14 protein-coding genes, 1 tRNA gene and 1 pseudogene are annotated in these 16,468 nt (G+C 68.1%); 10 read left to right on the forward strand and 6 right to left on the reverse strand.

The genetic code is table 11. The features are described from left to right. Nucleotides 1–237 precede the first annotated feature (237 nt). The 5 genes from ACIRB1_RS20790 (at nt 238) to ACIRB1_RS20810 (ending at nt 3,700) form a co-directional block, all read left to right on the forward strand. Nucleotides 238–618, forward strand: a complete 381-nt coding sequence (locus tag ACIRB1_RS20790) for a hypothetical protein (protein WP_403466509.1) — start codon at nt 238–240, stop codon at nt 616–618. A 51-nt stretch (nt 619–669) separates the two neighbouring features. Further along, complete coding sequence (locus ACIRB1_RS20795; RefSeq protein ID WP_403466510.1) at nt 670–1,179, forward strand: hypothetical protein; 510 nt, start codon at nt 670–672, stop codon at nt 1,177–1,179. A 577-nt stretch (nt 1,180–1,756) separates the two neighbouring features. Further along, nucleotides 1,757–2,752 carry a Yip1 family protein gene (locus tag ACIRB1_RS20800; RefSeq protein WP_403466511.1) on the forward strand — a complete coding sequence of 332 codons (996 nt, stop codon included), beginning with the start codon at nt 1,757–1,759 and terminating at the stop codon, nt 2,750–2,752. Nucleotides 2,753–2,995: 243 nt separating this feature from the next. After that, complete coding sequence (locus tag ACIRB1_RS20805; RefSeq protein ID WP_403466512.1) at nt 2,996–3,199, forward strand: hypothetical protein; 204 nt, start codon at nt 2,996–2,998, stop codon at nt 3,197–3,199. A gap of 186 nt (nt 3,200–3,385) precedes the next feature. Continuing rightward, nucleotides 3,386–3,700 carry a hypothetical protein gene (locus ACIRB1_RS20810; RefSeq protein ID WP_403466513.1) on the forward strand — a complete coding sequence of 105 codons (315 nt, stop codon included), beginning with the start codon at nt 3,386–3,388 and terminating at the stop codon, nt 3,698–3,700. Between the two features lie 863 nt (nt 3,701–4,563). On the opposite strand, the gene ACIRB1_RS20815 is transcribed toward ACIRB1_RS20810, so the two are convergent. After that, entirely contained in the window at nt 4,564–7,350 is a 2,787-nt protein-coding gene (locus ACIRB1_RS20815; protein ID WP_403466514.1) for a beta strand repeat-containing protein, read from the reverse strand. A 657-nt stretch (nt 7,351–8,007) separates the two neighbouring features. Between ACIRB1_RS20815 and ACIRB1_RS20820 the strand changes: the two genes are divergently transcribed. From ACIRB1_RS20820 to ACIRB1_RS20830, 3 genes are all read left to right on the forward strand, one after another. Further along, a complete protein-coding gene (locus ACIRB1_RS20820; protein WP_403466515.1) occupies nt 8,008–8,202 on the forward strand; it encodes a hypothetical protein in 195 nt (64 codons plus the stop codon). 397 nt (nt 8,203–8,599) lie between these two features. Then, nucleotides 8,600–8,893, forward strand: coding sequence for a hypothetical protein (locus ACIRB1_RS20825; protein ID WP_403466516.1), 294 nt, complete (start codon nt 8,600–8,602; stop codon nt 8,891–8,893). A gap of 158 nt (nt 8,894–9,051) precedes the next feature. Next, nucleotides 9,052–9,597 (forward strand): hypothetical protein, encoded by a 546-nt coding sequence (locus ACIRB1_RS20830; protein WP_403466517.1) that lies wholly within the window; start codon nt 9,052–9,054, stop codon nt 9,595–9,597. Between the two features lie 714 nt (nt 9,598–10,311). Here the strand turns inward: ACIRB1_RS20830 and ACIRB1_RS20835 are convergent. Beyond that, the gene (locus tag ACIRB1_RS20835) at nt 10,312–10,821 is read right to left on the reverse strand and encodes a phosphoribosyltransferase (protein ID WP_403466518.1); all 510 of its coding nucleotides are present in this window, start codon (nt 10,819–10,821) and stop codon (nt 10,312–10,314) included. 2 nt (nt 10,822–10,823) lie between these two features. Further along, nucleotides 10,824–11,399, reverse strand: a complete 576-nt coding sequence (dcd, locus tag ACIRB1_RS20840) for a dCTP deaminase (protein ID WP_266770151.1) — start codon at nt 11,397–11,399, stop codon at nt 10,824–10,826. Nucleotides 11,400–11,986: 587 nt separating this feature from the next. Between dcd and ACIRB1_RS20845 the strand changes: the two genes are divergently transcribed. Continuing rightward, a tRNA-Gly gene (locus ACIRB1_RS20845) sits at nt 11,987–12,060 on the forward strand. Nucleotides 12,061–12,413: 353 nt separating this feature from the next. Next, nucleotides 12,414–14,219, forward strand: a complete 1,806-nt coding sequence (locus tag ACIRB1_RS20850; protein ID WP_403466519.1) for an RICIN domain-containing protein — start codon at nt 12,414–12,416, stop codon at nt 14,217–14,219. A 76-nt stretch (nt 14,220–14,295) separates the two neighbouring features. On the opposite strand, the pseudogene ACIRB1_RS20855 reads toward ACIRB1_RS20850, so the two are convergent. From ACIRB1_RS20855 to ACIRB1_RS20865, 3 genes and pseudogenes are all read right to left on the reverse strand, one after another. Beyond that, nucleotides 14,296–14,720: pseudogene (locus ACIRB1_RS20855) on the reverse strand (non-reducing end alpha-L-arabinofuranosidase family hydrolase); the annotation flags it as partial. A gap of 64 nt (nt 14,721–14,784) precedes the next feature. Continuing rightward, a complete protein-coding gene (locus ACIRB1_RS20860; RefSeq protein ID WP_403466520.1) occupies nt 14,785–15,570 on the reverse strand; it encodes a hypothetical protein in 786 nt (261 codons plus the stop codon). Further along, the gene (locus tag ACIRB1_RS20865; RefSeq protein ID WP_352180072.1) at nt 15,567–16,097 is read right to left on the reverse strand and encodes a SigE family RNA polymerase sigma factor; all 531 of its coding nucleotides are present in this window, start codon (nt 16,095–16,097) and stop codon (nt 15,567–15,569) included. The genes ACIRB1_RS20860 and ACIRB1_RS20865 overlap by 4 nt, the downstream gene beginning before the upstream one ends. Between the last annotated feature and the right edge of the window lie 371 nt (nt 16,098–16,468).

Raw genomic sequence — 16,468 nt, forward strand, 5'->3', positions numbered from 1 at the left:
AGTGCCTCGAAGAACCTCGCCTTCAGCACCTCGAAATCCACGATCCCCGCAACTCCCTGAACTCAAGGGCGTTGCGGGGATCAGTAGAGCCCGCCCACAAGGGCGCGGGGCGCTGTCGTACGCCGGGGGGTGTAGCGAGCTACACCACGCATCCGGGAGAACGGTCCCTCGTGACGGCGAGCGCGCGACGGAATCGTAGAGGGCAGATCAGCCCCTCCCTCCCGCGAAGGAAATCCCGTGAAGACGTTCGTCACCAATCTGCTCCTGTGGTCGTCCTTCATCGCCGGCCTGGTCGCGAGCACGGCCTCCGGGGCGGTGCTGGACGGCACGGCCAAGACCGCCGCCACCTTCACCGGTATCGCCGTCTCACTGCTGACCGGCTCGCGCATCGCGAAGAAGCCGAAGATCAAGGCGTTCCTGTCGAAGCCGTCGACGCTGTGGTTCCTGTTCCTCTTCAACGCCGGTGTGGCGGCGTTCTGTTACCTCTCCATGGACGGCGCCAAGGGCATAGCGACCGCCGCGGGCATGGGCCTGGTGTCCCTGGGAGCGGCAGGCGGCCTGCTGACAGCCCACCGAGCCCCGACCGCCAAGACAACGAACCAGGAGCCCTGGGCGTAACCCCACCCCGCCCACGCAACCGCCCAGCAGCCCCCTCCGAAGGACACACCCATGACCGCGCGCTCCCGGCACCCCCGCCACATCCGCCACCCCCACCGCACCCACGGCACCCACCGCACGGCCATCCTCGCCACCACAGCGGCGGCCGCGGCACTGACCGCAGGACTGCTCACGGCCTGCGACCCCACCACCCCCACCGCCCCCTCGAACGTGTCCGCCGACTCCGCCGCCTCAGCCGCCTCCCACTCCCTGACCTGCCTCAAGAACTGGAGCGCGATCTCCGACAGCCTCAAGGCAATCCACGACGCGGGCGTGGACGTGGCGAAGGATCCGACCCGTACGGACGAATCCATAGACACGATCAACAGGAACCTCACCAAGCTCGAAGGGGAGGACCCGGACTCCGACGCGGGCGACGACAAGGTCGGCAAGGCGGTCGACGACCTCGACAAGGCGATCTCCGACTACAACAGGTCCATCCTGAACGGCGACACGACCCCCGACTCCAGCAAGATCGACGCGGCGGCGGAGAGGCTCAAGGACGCCTGCACCAATGGCTGACCGTGCCCCTGTCCCCAAATCTAACCACTGACCCACCCTCATCTGGTTAGAAAAACCCACAGCCTGCGGAGGTGGGTGGTCGGCGCAACAACCGATAGCCGATCGCGGATCGCCCCAGCCGACGGCCGCCGCCGCCAACAACCGACAACCGACCGCCAATGGCCGACACCAATAACCGATGGTCGGCCGCCGAACCGGCCCGGCGCGCGAGCGTGCCGCCCGCGCCCCCTCAACGCCGACGGCGGACGCAGTCCAGGGTTGGGGCCTCCTACCTGGGACACCGTTCATCCCCGGCCGCCCGCTCGCTTCTCCCCCAGGGATTCCGCGCCCCGAGTCAAGGGTGGAGCGCAGCGGAATCGGCGAAGCCGACGCGACCGGAGGAAGCGCCCTTTACTCGGGGCGCGGAATCCCGACACTGCCCAGAAGCGGGCGGCCCCCTCCCCCCTCCCAGCCATCCCCACCCCCAACCCTTAGACGCCCCGAGAGCCCCTTAGGGGATGTCACAGCTCGGCAGCAAAGCCCCTCCCAAAACCCCGCCCCGACACGTGATTCTGCGGAACCAGGTACGTTCGATGACGTGGCTGGATTCAGGATCGGACGCGGCGGCCGGGACTCCCGGTCCCCGCAAGCGCGCCCTCAACACCCCCCATACGGTCAGCAGGTACCCCCGGCGCCCCAGGGCCAGCCGTCATACGGCTACCCCGCGGCCCCGCAGCCGTACCCGCAACAGCACCGCCAGCAGCAGCCCCAGTACGGAGGCGGCGCCTACGGCGACGAGCCGGAGTACTTCGGCGACAACGTCGGCTACGGCCAGGGCGGGTACGCACAGGGAGCCCACGGAGGCCAGGGCGGCCCTGGCGGACGAGGCGGCCAAGGCGGCTACGGAGGCCAAGGCGGTCACCCCGGCACCCCGGACCCGTACGCGGCGAACAACCCGGGCCACACCCAGTCGTTCGCGGTGGGCGAGGACCCGTACACCCAGGGCGGTACCTACCGCGCAGGCTCGGCCCAGGCGCCCACGGGCCCGGTCGGCCCCCGCCTGCACTGGAAGGACCTCCTGAGAGGCATCGTCCTGGCCCCCCAGCAGACGTTCCTCCAGATGCGGGACTACACGATGTGGGGCCCCGCCCTGATCGTGACGTTCCTCTACGGCCTGCTGGCAGTCTTCGGCTTCGACGGCGCCCGCGCGGACGCGATAAACGCCACCCTGGCGAACGCGGTCCCGATCGTCCTGGTGACCGCCGCGGCGATGGTCCTGTCGTCCTTCATCCTGGGCGTGGTCACCCACACGTTGGCCCGCCAGCTGGGCGGCGACGGAGCCTGGCAGCCCACGGTCGGCCTCTCCATGCTGATCATGTCCATCACGGACGCCCCCCGCCTGGTCTTCGCCATGTTCTTCGGCGGCGACGCGACCTTCGTCCAGGCCCTCGGCTGGGCCACCTGGGTAGCGGCCGGCGCCCTCCTCACCATGATGGTCAGCCGCTCCCACGACCTCCCCTGGCCCAAGGCCCTGGGCGCGTCGGCGATCCAGCTGGTAGCCCTCCTGCTGATCGTGAAACTCGGCACGTTCTAAAGCCTCCTCCGCTACGACGACGAAGGGCTCCCGGCACACACCGGGAGCCCTTCGTCGCTGCCGAGTCCGTCCTCCGCGAATTCGTAAGCGCACACGGGGTCCCGAACGAACAAGACTGTGCGCCTCACGTCTGCAGTCTCTGCGGCGCTGCGGACATTCCTATGATCAGCTTGACCCGATCATTGAGACTCCGTTGATCGCGCGGTAGCGTGCCACGCCGCACCACTTGACCTGGGGGTATGCGTGGCCAGTTACGAAGAGCACGAGCAAGCTGCCATCGAACTCCTGGCACCGCTGAGGGGCGCCATGGGAGGGAGAGTCCAGCCGGACTACCGATTGCAGATGGCTCAAGTGGAGGCGCTCCTGGCGCTCGCCGCAGCCATAGCCGGGCGCCACCAAAAGGACGAGGCACAGGGACAGCCGCCGACCGGCCCTGCGGGCTTCTGAGACATGACCGTTGAACGAGAGAGTCCACGCATGCAACCTGCGAGACCAGGCTGTCCCAACACCATGTCCCGCCGACGCATCAAGCGGCCACGCATTTCGCTGCTGGTCGCACTCGGCATCGCTGCCGCCTCCGTTACGGGGTGTGGCAGTTCCGATGACAAAGGGCTGGATGGCAAAGGGCTGCCAGTGCACGTGGTCAACATGTCAGCCTGGGATGCCCACGTGTTCGGTTGTCCAGGCTGCGGGAAGCTCGGGCTTGCGGTCGAAGGGGAACCTGACCGAAAGCCCGGCGAGAGCGGCGGTGCCGTCATGGGGTGGACCGAGCGCCGCACGTGGCCCAGGACGTACAAGGTCGTTGTCCGCGGAGTGGAGTCGGTCTGCCCACTCATCAACCCCGAGCCTGGCAAGGCGAAGGGCACAGTGGGAACCCGTGACGTCATCTACGTAGTGGACAAGAGCGGGAAATGCGTCGAAGGCCCGGCGAGCATGGACGACTTCTGACACCAGCGGCTGGCACCGACAGCGCGAACAGCAGCGGTCAAGACCAGACCTCAGGCGAGGACCGTGCCACTCTCGTGCCAGAACACGCGGAGACTCACGGGAAACCGGGGTTCGCCAGCGCGTACCGACAGCCGACGCGCAAGGCAGAGAATCCCCAGGTCCCGCCCACGATTGCCCACCCTCGCTCCTAAAGCGGTGGCTTCCTGACAAGGGGCAGCCCGCCAGCCGGCGCAGGCCACTAGTGCGCTGCCGTGCCTCCGGAGCCTTGTAGCGGCCGGTATGACCGTCGCTGGGGCAATGCCGCGTAGGCGCCCGTCAGCCCTGCGGGGCGACCTCCCTGTCCACCCCTGGAGACGGCGACGGTAGCCGTTCATTGATCGCCTTTCAGGGTCTTGCACAGCTGACCTGCGTCGACTAGAGCGGACCCGCTTCTGGCCCGAAGCCACAGAAGAAGCGTTCTGGCACTGGCAGGCCTATGCCCACGGTCCCCTCAGACAACTTGTAGACCCACTGGCAGGTCCCGATTGCGGCATCCCTGAGTGTGGGTGTTACAGCGCCGGCTTCCGCGAACCCCTCGAGGCCGCGCTTCACGCACTGCCCAGGAAGAGCGCACGTGAGTTGCGCGCCCTCGTGCGGGCCTTGGACAGAAAGATTCTGGCAAGGGCCAAGGTCATCCCGGCTGACAGCCTGGACGCGCCATGGTGGCGAGGTCGGCTCTAGGACCATGGACCGCCGGCGGCCAACCGCCCATGAACCCAGGTGAACGCCCCTGCACATGCCCCACCACCCCACCAACACAGTTGGAAAGCGTGCACCCCGTCCGGGGTAGCGCGCTGGTGGCTGCCTCACGGGACCGGAGCCGGTCAGCCGTAGTAACCCTCCAGATCAGCGATGACGTTGGCGGCTCCCTGAGCGTTGTTGATGCGGATGCAGCCGTCGGCGCCGACCGGGATCACGGCCAGGACCGGGCGGGTCTCTCCGGCGGCCAGGTTGGCGTTGGAGACGTTCGGCAGGCTTCCGTCACCGTAGGCCGTCAGGTGCGTGGCGGTGCCCGGTGCGACACCGGTGAGGTTGACCAGCACCGCGGTGGCGTTCGCCGGGACGCCGTCGACACCAGTGACTTTCACAGTGAGCGTGCCGCCGGCGCCCAGCGGCTCGGCCGCGGCTCCTGTGCCGTTGCGTGTGTCGAGGAACCGCGTGGGGCTGGTTGGCACGAACGCACTGCCGACCGTGGCGTAGAGGCTCTGGAGGTCGGCGATCAGGTTGACGTGGCCGCCGGTGTTGTAGATCTCGATCTTGCCGCTGCAGACGGGCGTGACCACCAAGTTGGAAACGGTCTGCCCGGCGCGGTAGTTCAGGTTCGACGTGCTTGGGCGGCTTCCGCAGTAGACGGTGACCACACCGCTGCTGGTGCCTCCCGTCACGGTGATGTTGAGAACGGCGGCCACTGCGGAAGAACTCGCGGGACGCAGGGTGACGGTCGTGGTACTGCCCGGTGCGACCTTGCCCTTGGGGGTGCCGGTGCCGTTGCGGGTGTCCAGGTCCCGCACGGGTGTGGTGAGGGGGTACAGACCGCTCAGGTGCGCGCCTGTCCTGGGCACGCTGGTGAAGTAGCCCGCCACGTCGGCGATGAGGTCGACGTGGCCGTGGGCGTTGTAGAGGTCGATGTAGCCGTCGCTGCCGACCCGGACACTGACCAGGTTCGGGTTGACTCGCCCGGCGGTGAAGTTCAGGTTGGAGGCGGTCGGGCGACTGGTGCCGTCCGGGTACACCGTGACGTAGCTGCTTGCGGTGGCGTCGGCGTCGGTGACGTTCATGGTCACCGCGGTCACCCCGGACGTCGGGATGCCGCCCACGCCGAGAACCTTCAGGCGGACCACGCCGCCGGGACCGACCGGTCGCTGGGGCGCGCCCGTGCCGTGGCGGGTGTCCAGGATGCGCTTCGGGGTTGTGACCACATAGGAGGATCCGACCGTCACCTCGGCAGTGGCCGTGGCGGTGCGGCCGTCGGAGTCGGTGATGTGCTGCGTGACGGTGTACGTGCCGGCGGCGGAATAGGTGTGAGCGGTGGAGCCGCTGGAGCCGGTGACTGTGACAGCCGCAGAGGCGTCGCCGAAAGTGATCCGGTCGCTGGTCATCGGGTAGTAGCCGGTCGCGGTGAACGTGCAGTTCGCGGTGCGAGGTTCGGACGGATCCTGGCCGCAGGAGAGGTCGGCGTCGGGCCCGGGCGGCTGGGCGACCGTGAACGTGACGAACCCGCTGGTGCCCATCTGGGTGCCGTCGGCCCTGTCCACCGTCACCGCGGTCTGGAGGTAGCCGTTCCCGGAGTCCTGCGTGTAAGTACGCGTCGCGGAGCCGGTGGTCGACCTGGCGGTGGTGCCGTCGCCGAAGTCGAAGGCGTAACTCGCGCCGTCCAACGAGTCCGACCACGGGTTGCTCACCTTGGTGGTGAAGGTGGTCGGCACCCCGACGTAGGCGGTGTAGCTCGGTGACATGGCGACCCCGCTCACCGTGAACGGGTCCTGGAACTCGATGGCGCCCCGGTCGTAGGAGCTGTCACCCGTGCCGGTGTCCGCGACCAGGGGGTCGTCGACTCTGGGCTTGCCGTAGTAGTCCGTGGAGAGTTCTCCGGGGGCGCCGGCATCGGCCGAGTCGATGAGCGGTGAGTGCTCCGTCAGCCACCCCGTCACGGGGATGGTCAGATCTGTCTGGTCCAGGTCGTGGGCGCCCTGTCCGGTTCCTGACTGGAACGCCTGGGTGGTGGCGTAGGCGGTACCGGCCCAGTCGTAGTCGGTGCCGGTCGACAGCGGGTTGAGCGCGTTGTAGTCCTCGGTGACCTGGTCGGCGGAGGCGGCGTCCACCGTGATCTCGGCAGGGGTGCCGGTGCCGGAGCAGGAGGTGGTCCCGCCGGGCATCGCGACAGTGTTCTCCACCGAGCCCGAGGTGCCGCCGGTCAGACTGATCGCGTTCCCGCAGAGGGTCGCGATGGTGTCACCGGCGAGGTGGATGCCCGTGGTGCCTGCGGCCGTGATGCCGCCGCCCGTATCCCCGCTGAAGTGATCGTCGGCGAGCGTGATGTCCTGCGCTCCGGCCATGCTGGCGAAGCCGAGTCCGGTCGTCGTGAGGACCAGGTCACGGGTGAGTGCGATGCCGGAGGAGGAACCGTCGACCGCGATCACCGCAGTGGCCGCCGTGGTGGCGCCCGTCTTGAAGGTGGCGACGCGGTAGGTGATGTGCTGAGAATCCGCGATGGCGAGGGCGGTGGCCCCACCCGCCGAGGCGTTGATTCCGGCCATGTCGACGTACTGGGCGCCGGAGAAGGTGATCGCCGCCGTCTGCTGGCCCACCACAGTGGGGCCCGTTCCGTTGCCGGGCGCGGCGCTGAAGGTGATGGGGGCGTCCGCGGTACCCGTAGACGCGATGGTCACCGGGGTATAGGCGGTCTTGTTGCCCGCGATGTGCACGGTGTCGCCCGGAGTCGCACCCTGCGCGGCCGGCTGGATCTGGCAGAAGGGTTCTGCCTGCGAGCCGGGGCCGGTGTCGCTGCAGTTGGCGGCGAGGTTGTCGACGTACAGGGCCGTGCCGGTGTCCGCGTGAGCTGTGCCGGTGCCCAGGCCGCCGAGCAGGACCGCCAAAACGGCGGATGTCACGAGCGGTTGTCCGCAGCGCATCGGATGCGCTCCCCCCTGGCCGGTGAGGGCGCAGGATCGCCGACGCGCACGGCCTTTCACATCCAGTCAGCTGTCCGCTGGAGCTGAAGCGAGACTAGATCACGTATAGGAAGGCGAACAGTTGCGCGAGCGCCTTTTACCCGATCTTGGTCGCCCCAGGCCTGGTTGCTGGATAGCGGTCATCACGGAGTTGGAGAAGCGCCTTCCCTCCACAGTCCGCTCACGACAGGGCCGACTTGCTCCCCCCTGGTCTGAGCACCGCACCGCAACCGAGCGGGCACAGTGGGGAACCACGGTGAAAGCAGCCGAGCCCGACGAGTCTCCTGCTTGGCTGTTCACCAGGGTCAGCGGCCGAACCGGCCATGAAAGATCACAGCTTCCGAAGCTGACGATCCACTGCATAGGCGGTGCGCGACTGCTCGGCCCGGCCGACGCAACTGCCGTGGATCGAGACACGTCCCACATGAGGACGAGAGGGCGGCCGGAGCCGCCCGCGGGATCGCCGGGGGTGTCATGGGCGAATGGGTGCCGGACCGGATGGCGGACTGGCTACGTGGTAGGGACCGGCCGTCGGCCGGAATCAGCACGACGGGGCCGAAACCGTGGCTGCGGCCTGACTCTCCGGGAGAGTGTCCCGTGCCGCAAGGACAGCGGACGTGGAGCGAGCGGTGGCTGCGGTGGTGCGCCGAGGAGTTCGGGCCCGCGACGCCGCGCCGCGAGATCGCACTCCCAGGTTTCGTCCCCGCGGATTTCACCGGCACGCAGGAGCAGGCCGAGCTGCTGGTGCGGCGGGTCGGTGCGGTGATGGGCGCGGCTGTGGTGATCTGTTGAGGTCGGCGGCGGCGAGGCTGCCGATGTCGCGTTTGGCCAGCGACCAGATGCCCTCACCTATGTGAGGCAATGCGATCGGACTTGGGCATGAGCGGGCCTCCAGAGCCTGAGGTCGGGCGCTACCGAGGACCACGCCTGGTTCCGTAGGCACACCCGCCACAGCAGCAACGCGGAGCGCCCCCGCGCGCCGGCGGCGCTGAGCAGCGCAAGAGGCCCTCGACGATCTGTCGAAGGGCTCTCTCAGGTCCCTGGAACCTCTCCGCTCAGACAGCTTCCTTGTTCTCCTTCGGCACGTCGCCCGACCTATGTACTGGAGCCAACACACTCCAGAGCGCCGGGCCACCACGTTCTCGCCGTCGCAGCTGACTGCCGTGGGCGGCATTGAGATCATGCCGCCATGACAGACGGTTCAAGGCGTCCGCTGACCGAGCTTCGGCAAGGCGAGACAGTCCGAGCGACGATCACTGGTCACGAGCCTTGGGGTCTCGTGGCGGAACTCAACGAGTACGAGCCCGTTGGCGCATCGCTGGAGATGATTCGCCGCAGCGGCGAGCCGGGAGTGCGGCACCTGGCTCAGGAACTGCCCGCTGTCGGGGCGACTGTCGACCTCGTCATAGGCGAGGTGCGGGCATGGGACCACAAGCCGTGGATATGGGTGGACCTCACGACACCCGGTCAGGCCGAAGATTGAGTGTGCCTCCGGCGTACGCGATGGAGGGGGAACCCACGGCGACCCACAGTCACTCACGGACACGACGGGGGTGGATGTGGACCCGCGGTCACAGCGTGGGTGAGAGGAACCCGGAAATTGATTGTTCCTACGGCATGTCCATGCGAAAAGGTGTGGGCATGATGCGACCCGCGCGTGCGCTCCTCCCCCTCTTCCTGCTGCCAGTTCTCCTCACAGGATGCAACGCGGACAACAACAGCGGGGCGACCGCCGACAGCGCCGACCTCGACGCCGCCGCGCGCGTCTGGGGCGTCGCGCCGGAACTCGTCTATGTCACCAAGGTCTCCGGCTACACCGTGTTCGAGGAGACGGCCGACGAGTACGAGGACGAGTTCGTTGTCGCGTATCGGTCCGAGAAGGGTGCCACCAAGTTCGGCCTCTTCGCGGGGCGCGGCACCATGACAGCGCAGAACTGCCCCAAGCAGCCACTGGGCGAGGTGTCGGACAAGCGGGTCACCTGCGAGCACGACGGCGACGCCTGGTACCGCAAAGCCGGTGCCAGCCACGAATACGCGGTGCCCATCGACGCCGTGGTGGTTCATCTGATCGCGGACGCGGACAAGGTCGACCGCGCCGTTCTGCGCAATGCGGCCGAGGCCGTCCACCGCCCGGACGACGCCGAATTGGCCGCCCTCCTGCCGACCACCAACAGCACAGGTTCCTGAGAGGCCACCGCGACATCAGGGGACGGTGATTCTGCGGTTGACAGTCCGGCAGGTCAGAGTGCTTCTCGTGACCGGCTGACCCGACTCGCGTACTACAGGCAAAACGCTCCAGGGCCGGCGCCAGCGGTTGTTCAAGATGTGGCCGGGTAGCGGTACTGGCCTACCTCGGGATCCGGAGGACCGTCCATGCCGAGGTCTCTACGCATGGCCTCCCGCAGGTGAGCGTTCTCCTTCCAAAGATGGGCCCTCACTCGCAGGTATGGATCGCGACTGACATCCGGGTCCTCGATAAGCCCGTCCCGCATACGAGTCAGTGCCTCACACGCGCTCACCGCGAGTTGAATGATCTCGGCCGAGGCGGTGAGCGACAGACTCTGTCTCAGTCTCCAGACACCTGAGCTGTCGAGCGCCCGATGAAGATCACCATAGAGTCGTTCCCCGGACGGGCAGTCAGGGCTGAGAACGACCATCCGCATCTCGGAGTGCCCTCGACTGAGTGCCATGAGGAAGTCGGAGTAGACCGCCCTTCGGGTTTGCGCGCCCTCCCGCTCCAGGTCACGACGTGAGCGGATGCGCTCAGCAATCAGTGCGGAACCTACCCCGACCACGGCGCCGGCCAGCGTGCTCACCGGAGATATCCAGTCCACTCACGTGAGTTACCCACATGACCGATATCCGCTAACCCGGATCCCACGCCGCGCAGCTGAGGCCTTCCTAGATCGCTTCCCTGTTCGACTTTGCCGCTTCCCCCGACCTATGTACCGGAGGCAACACACTCCACGGGAAGTTGATCCACTCGTCGGTGCGTTTCCACACGTATTCGCACTTCACCAGGGACTGCGACTTCTCGTAGACGACCGCGCTGCGGACCTCCGCGACGGTGTCGAGGCAGAAGTCGCGGACCAGTTTGAGGGTCTTGCCGGTGTCGGCGACGTCGTCGGTGATCAGGACCTTCTTGTCGGAGAAGTCGATCACGTTCGGGACGGGCGCGAGCATGACGGGCATGTCGAGGGTGGTGCCGACGCCCGTGTAGAACTCGACGTTCACGAGGCTGATGTTCTTGCAGTCGAGGGCGTACGCGAGGCCCCCGGCGACGAAGACCCCGCCGCGGGCGATGCTGAGGATGACGTCGGGCTCGTAGCCGTCGTCGGCGACGGCCTGCGCGAGCTCGCGCACGGCGACGCCGAACGCCTCGTAGGTCAGGTTCTCGCGTGCCTCGGCCACGGTCACACCTGCGTCCGGTGGAAGTTGAGGAAGGAACGGGAGGCGGTGGGTCCGCGCTGGCCCTGGTAGCGGGAGCCGTAGCGCTCGCTGCCGTAGGGGAACTCGGCCGGCGAGCTGAGCCGGAACATGCACAGCTGGCCGATCTTCATGCCGGGCCAGAGCTTGATCGGGAGCGTCGCGAGATTCGACAGCTCCAGCGTCACGTGGCCGGAGAACCCGGGGTCGATGAAGCCGGCGGTGGAGTGCGTGACGAGCCCGAGGCGGCCGAGGGAGGACTTCCCCTCCAGACGCGACGCGAGGTCGTCGGGCAGGGAGACGACCTCGTAGGTCGAGGCGAGCACGAACTCGCCGGGGTGGAGGATGAAGGGCTCGTCGCCCTCCGGCTCCACCAGCCGGGTCAGGTCCGCCTGTTCGACCGAGGGGTCGATGTGGGGGTAGCGGTGGTTCTCGAACACCCGGAAGTAGCGGTCGAGGCGCACGTCGACACTCGACGGCTGCACCATGGATTCGTCGTAGGGATCGATCCGGACCCGCCCGGCGTCGATCTCGGCCCGGATGTCCTTGTCTGAGAGAAGCACGCCCCGAGGATACGCAAGACGCGCGGACCGACCACAATCGGACGGACCCGCGCGCCTGCGACTACGTGCACGTACTGCTTGTACCGGCCCTGCTGCCGTACCGGTTCTGCTTCTGCCTACCGGTTCTACGTCGCTACCGGTCCTGTTCTCTACCGGTCCTGCTTCTCCAAGGCCACCGGCACCACGCTGCGGAGCCGGGCACACCGTGGACACCTCACGAGCCGGCCGGGGCCGAGCCGCTCCGCCTGCTGCATCGGGAACGAAGCGGTACTGAACACGTGCCCATCGGCACATCGGACGACGGTGCGCTCCATCAAGTCCAAGAGTCCCTTCCCCAAGAGCCGCGTCCGGCTGCTGCTCGCCGGACGCCAAATGCCACATTACGGGATGAAAGGAGCGACTCTCCAGGCGGCACTCCGACCCCGCCCGGACCCTCTTCCACCCCTCCACCGTACGCCCCAACTCCGGCCCGCCGCAGCCCCGGTCACCCCTCACCCCACCCGCCCGAACGCCACGGCCCCAGCACCCGGGGCACGACATGCGGTACAGTGACGGAGCGTTCCGACACCGGTTCAACCGGCGTTTTCGCGGGTGTAGTTTAGTGGTAGAACATCAGCTTCCCAAGCTGAGAGTGCGAGTTCGATTCTCGTCACCCGCTCCAGAATTTGCCCCCAGGTCAGCGGCCTGGGGGTTGTTTGCTGTCTGGACTAATTCGGGGTGGCGTGACCCCCTCTCCCCCCCACCACGTGCCCCAAGTCGACTTGAAGCGGCCACATCCGGGACCCGCCGCAGAAGACCATGACATGCCCAGTGACCAAGCCCCGCACTCCGCAGCGAACGGGAAGCGGTCAAGGCGAAATAAAGTGTGGGTCTTCGCGGCAACCTTTTTCGGCCTCTCGGACCACTCAGCGTTGTCCGGCCAAGTGGTCCGGTCAGATGCAACGGCTGAAAGAGAGCACAGGCATGTCCCCGGAACGAGAGCACAGACATGTCCCCGGCCCACCCACGTCATCGGTGGCATCCCGCGTCGGCGGCATCGGCGGCCACCGTGCCGACGGCGGCGCGCGCGGTGACCGCCCGAAGCATCGCGGCCGTCGGTTGCTCGCGCGGCGGGGCCTGTGGGCGGGTCTCACCATGGTGGTCGTGGCCGGCTCGGCTGTCGTGGTCAGCCAGGCCTCGGCGGACCAGAAAACCCTGGATCTGAAGAAGTGGTACGTGCTGGTCAACCGCAACAGCGGCAAGGTGCTGGACGACCGCGGCTCCGCCAAGAACGACGGCGCGGCGGTGGTGCAATGGGCGCGCCACGGCGGCCCCAACCAGCAGTGGCGGTTCATCGACGCGGGGGACGGGTACTTCCGGCTGAAGAACCGGAACTCCGGCAAGGTGCTGGACGACCTCGGCTGGTCGAAGACCGCCGGCTCCGCCGTCGTGCAGTGGAAAGACCAGAACGGCACCAACCAGCAGTTCAAACTGGCCAAGTCGCCGAACGGCTACGTGCGCCTGGTCAATCGCTTCAGTGGCATGGCCGTCGATGTCCACAACGCCGCCAAAGACGACGGGAGCGGTGTCGTCCAGAACCGCGACCGGGGCAGCGCCGATCAGCAGTGGCAACTCGTCCCGGCCGGGAGTGTCGGCAGCTCCGGTACACCCACCGCGCCGAGCGGCAGCGTTCCCACCAGCCCGGCTCCGAGCAGCTCGCACCCGTCGTCCACGCCGTCTCCCGTGGCCGCCGGCGGCAGCTCGTCGACACGTTTCCTGGGCAGCGACACGGTGCTCATCGGCGGCTCGATGTCCGACGCCTCGGCGGCCGCCGCGCCGTTCGACGTGCGGTACGCCTATGTGCACAGCCAGCCCGCGCCCTCGTCGGACTACTACACGGCGGCGAAATGCCACGACGACTGGTCGGGCTGGTGGGGCTGCTGGAACGGCAGCACCACGGCACCCGGCACGTACGTGACCTGGCGGGACGACGTGGTGTCCCAGGCGACGTACAAGGGCAAGTCGCGTCCACAGAAGATGCTCTGGACCTGGTACTCGTTGCGCGACCTCGGCGATGCGGCGGGCGAGGGCGACGGGCCGGGCGAGGTCAAGGCCATCAACCGGGTCGACCTGCTCACCCGGTACCTGAACGACTACCGTTTCTTCCTTCAGAAGATCGGCACGTCGCACGACGCGATCGACCTCGAGCCCGACTTCTGGGGCTACGTCCGGTCGCTCGGCGATCCGCACCAGGTTCCCGCACAGGTCAAGAGCGCGAATCCGAAGGACTGCGGATCGCAGGAGAACAGCGCCACCGGGCTCGCCCAGTGCCTGATCTCGATGGCGCACAAGTACGCGCCGAACACCGAAGTCGGGATGCACCTCTCCTGCTTCGACTGGGAGACCAACACGCAGGCATGCGTCAAGTCCTACGAGAGCTTCGGGGCCAAGAACGCCGACTTCCTGGCCACCGACGTGTCGGACCGCGACGCGGGCTGGTACGCGCAGCCGGCCCACGGCGGCAGTGACCACTTCTGGAACGACCAGAAGGCCGCCGCCACGCTGAAGTTCTACAAGACGATGGCCGAGTCCGTGGGCAAGCCGATGGTCCTGTGGCAGATCCCCGTGGGCAACATGGCGCAGAACAACACCCTCAACCACTACAAGGACGACAAGGTGGACTGGTTCTTCGCCCACATGGACCAGGTGGCGGACGCCCACATCGCCGGCCTGTTCTTCGGTCCGGGGCAGCAGGAGCAGACCTCGGTCGAGACCGACGGCGGAAACCTGATCAACAAGACGATCGCGTACCACAACTCGGGCGGTACACCGCTCAAGTAGGCGAAGCCGACGAATGCGCCCCCATCTCTTCGATGGGGGCGCGTTTCGTTGTCTTCGTCGGGCTGAGGTCCGTGGATCAGGCGGGGCAGCGCTGGAGGGTGAGGACGCCCGGGCGCCACGGCAGTCGGTCGTAGGGGCCGGTCGCTGTGGGGGACTTGCCCTGGTAGCGGAACTGCGGGTGGCAGGGGTCGATGGTCATGGTCTGGTCGGGGTCGGTGCGGACCAGGTCACCATGGCTGATGTCGTTGCTCCAGGTGGCACCGCTGTTGGCCATGCCCGCGAACGGGCTGCTCTCGGTGGCGGCCTGCGGGGCCCACGGACCGTTCAGGCTGGTGGCGGTGAAAGAGCGGAAGTAGCGCTGAGTGTGGGCGCCACCGCTTTCCGGCTCATGCCGGTCTGGCCGGCCGAGGCCATGTCCGCCCAGTTCGTGAAGGGCTTGAACATCATCGAGCCGTACGACGATCCCGACACGTCCGACGCGTAGACCAGGTGCTTGCCCGATCGGGGGAAGATTCTTCACTGTCCCTGTCGCCGCCCACCCGGTTCCACGGCGACCCGCCGGTGTTCACCGGGTCCGGACGAACCCTCCCCGGACCGACGCGGAGCCGCCCGAACCCTGCCCGTCGACGCGGTAGCCGTCGCTCGCGGCACTGCGGACACTGGTGCCGTTGTTGAACTGCGCGGCGAACTCATGGCTCCCGGCCGGCACGGTCAGGCCCGGCTTGAGGACCCAGCGGTAGACCAGCGTGCCGCCGGCCTCCTGGACGGTGACGGTGAAGTCACCGCTCGGCAGGGTCTGCCAGGTGCCGGTGTTCTTCACCCCGCCGGTCTGCACGATCCGCATCTCGACCGTGAGCGAGGTGAGCGGCTGGGTCGTCTTGAGGGCGAGGTTGCTCTGCGTCCAGTAGACGGTGCTGCCTGGGTCCACCGAGCCGGCCGACCACAGCGGCCCGTTGCGGCTCTTGTCGGCGGTCGGCGATGGACTGGTGGCCGCCGGGGTCGGGCGCGAGCTGCCCGGGGTGGCGGCCGGGGGCGGCGCGACGGGGGTGGGGCGGGTTGATGTCGGGTGCGGGGAGCTGACGGTCGGGGACGGGGTGGCAGGCGGGGCCGGGGTGACAGGCGGCGACGAGTGGGCGACGATGGCGGCGACGGCGAGGCCGCCGGTCGCCAGGATGCCGGTGGCGGCGAGCCCGGCGAGCGCGATCCTGATCCCGGACCTCGCGAACGGCCGCGCGCGGTGACGGACGGCGGGGCCGGCCATGCCGCGTTCCACCCGGGCCAGCATCCTGGCACGGTCGGGCCGGTGAGCCTCGGCGGCCTCGCGCAGCCGACGGTCGATCTCCTCGTTCACCGGTTCCTCCTCCCTGCCACCAGGTCCGCGCCCGCGCGTGCGCCAAGCATCCTTTCCAGCTCGGCCATTCCCTTCGAGGTCTGGCTCTTCACCGTGCCGACCGAGATGCCCAGCGCCGCCGCGGTGTCCTTCTCCGACAGGTCGAAGGCGTGTCGCAGCACCACGCAGGCGCGCTTGCTGAACGGCAGCCGGGCGAGCGCCGCGCGGACATCCAGCACGGCCGCCGTATCCGGCCCCTCCACCTTCTCGGGGCTGCGGGACCAGAAGAGGGTGATCCGGCGTCGCTCGCGCATCGCGCTGCGGATCCGTGCGCGCGCGAGGTTGGCCACCACACCGCGAGCGTAGGCCAGCGGGTGGTCGGCCTGGCGCAAGCGGTCCCAGCGCTGCCACAGGGCGACCAGGGCATCCGCCGCGAGGTCGTCCGCCGCGTCGGTCTCACCGGTCAGGAGGTGTGCCAGACGAGCGAGCTCGGCATAGTGGCGTTCGAAGAATTCGTGGAACTCCGCGGACGCGTCATCGAGGACCATCCCCCGGTCGCCCTCTCCTGGCAATGATGTGCGCTTTGGTTGCACGTTTAACAACAGGGAGCGCAGCGTAACAGCGCCCAGCCCGGGATTCGAACAGCGGTCGCGCTCGGTTGCGGGGCGGTGAAGGCGGACCGGCGGACTGGTCGAACCCGCGCGAACCGGACGCCGGTCGCAGCCCCGAGGGAGCGCCCGGGACCGGTCCGCGCCCGCGCCACGGTGGCGGCGCGGCGTGCTTCCTTTCCCTCATACCCGTCCATCCGGTGGTTCGACTTGGCCTTCCGGCTCCCAGTTGCCGCAGAGGGCGAGAAGGTTGCCGCCCCCGACGCTGTTTTTCCGGCGACCGGTGGGGCCGCAGGCTGTTGTGCCTGCGG

Source organism: Streptomyces sp. NPDC096013 (assembly GCF_044763565.1).
Lineage (GTDB): Bacteria > Actinomycetota > Actinomycetes > Streptomycetales > Streptomycetaceae > Streptomyces.

Bases quoted from the DNA above. Each gene is read 5' to 3' on its own strand.
- ACIRB1_RS20795 (WP_403466510.1), top strand. From the start codon at position 670: ATGACCGCGCGCTCCCGGCACCCCCGCCACATCCGCCACCCCCACCGC.
- ACIRB1_RS20825 (WP_403466516.1), top strand. From the start codon at position 8,600: ATGACAGACGGTTCAAGGCGTCCGCTGACCGAGCTTCGGCAAGGCGAG.
- ACIRB1_RS20830 (WP_403466517.1), top strand. From the start codon at position 9,052: ATGATGCGACCCGCGCGTGCGCTCCTCCCCCTCTTCCTGCTGCCAGTT.
- ACIRB1_RS20865 (WP_352180072.1), bottom strand. From the start codon at position 16,097: ATGGTCCTCGATGACGCGTCCGCGGAGTTCCACGAATTCTTCGAACGC.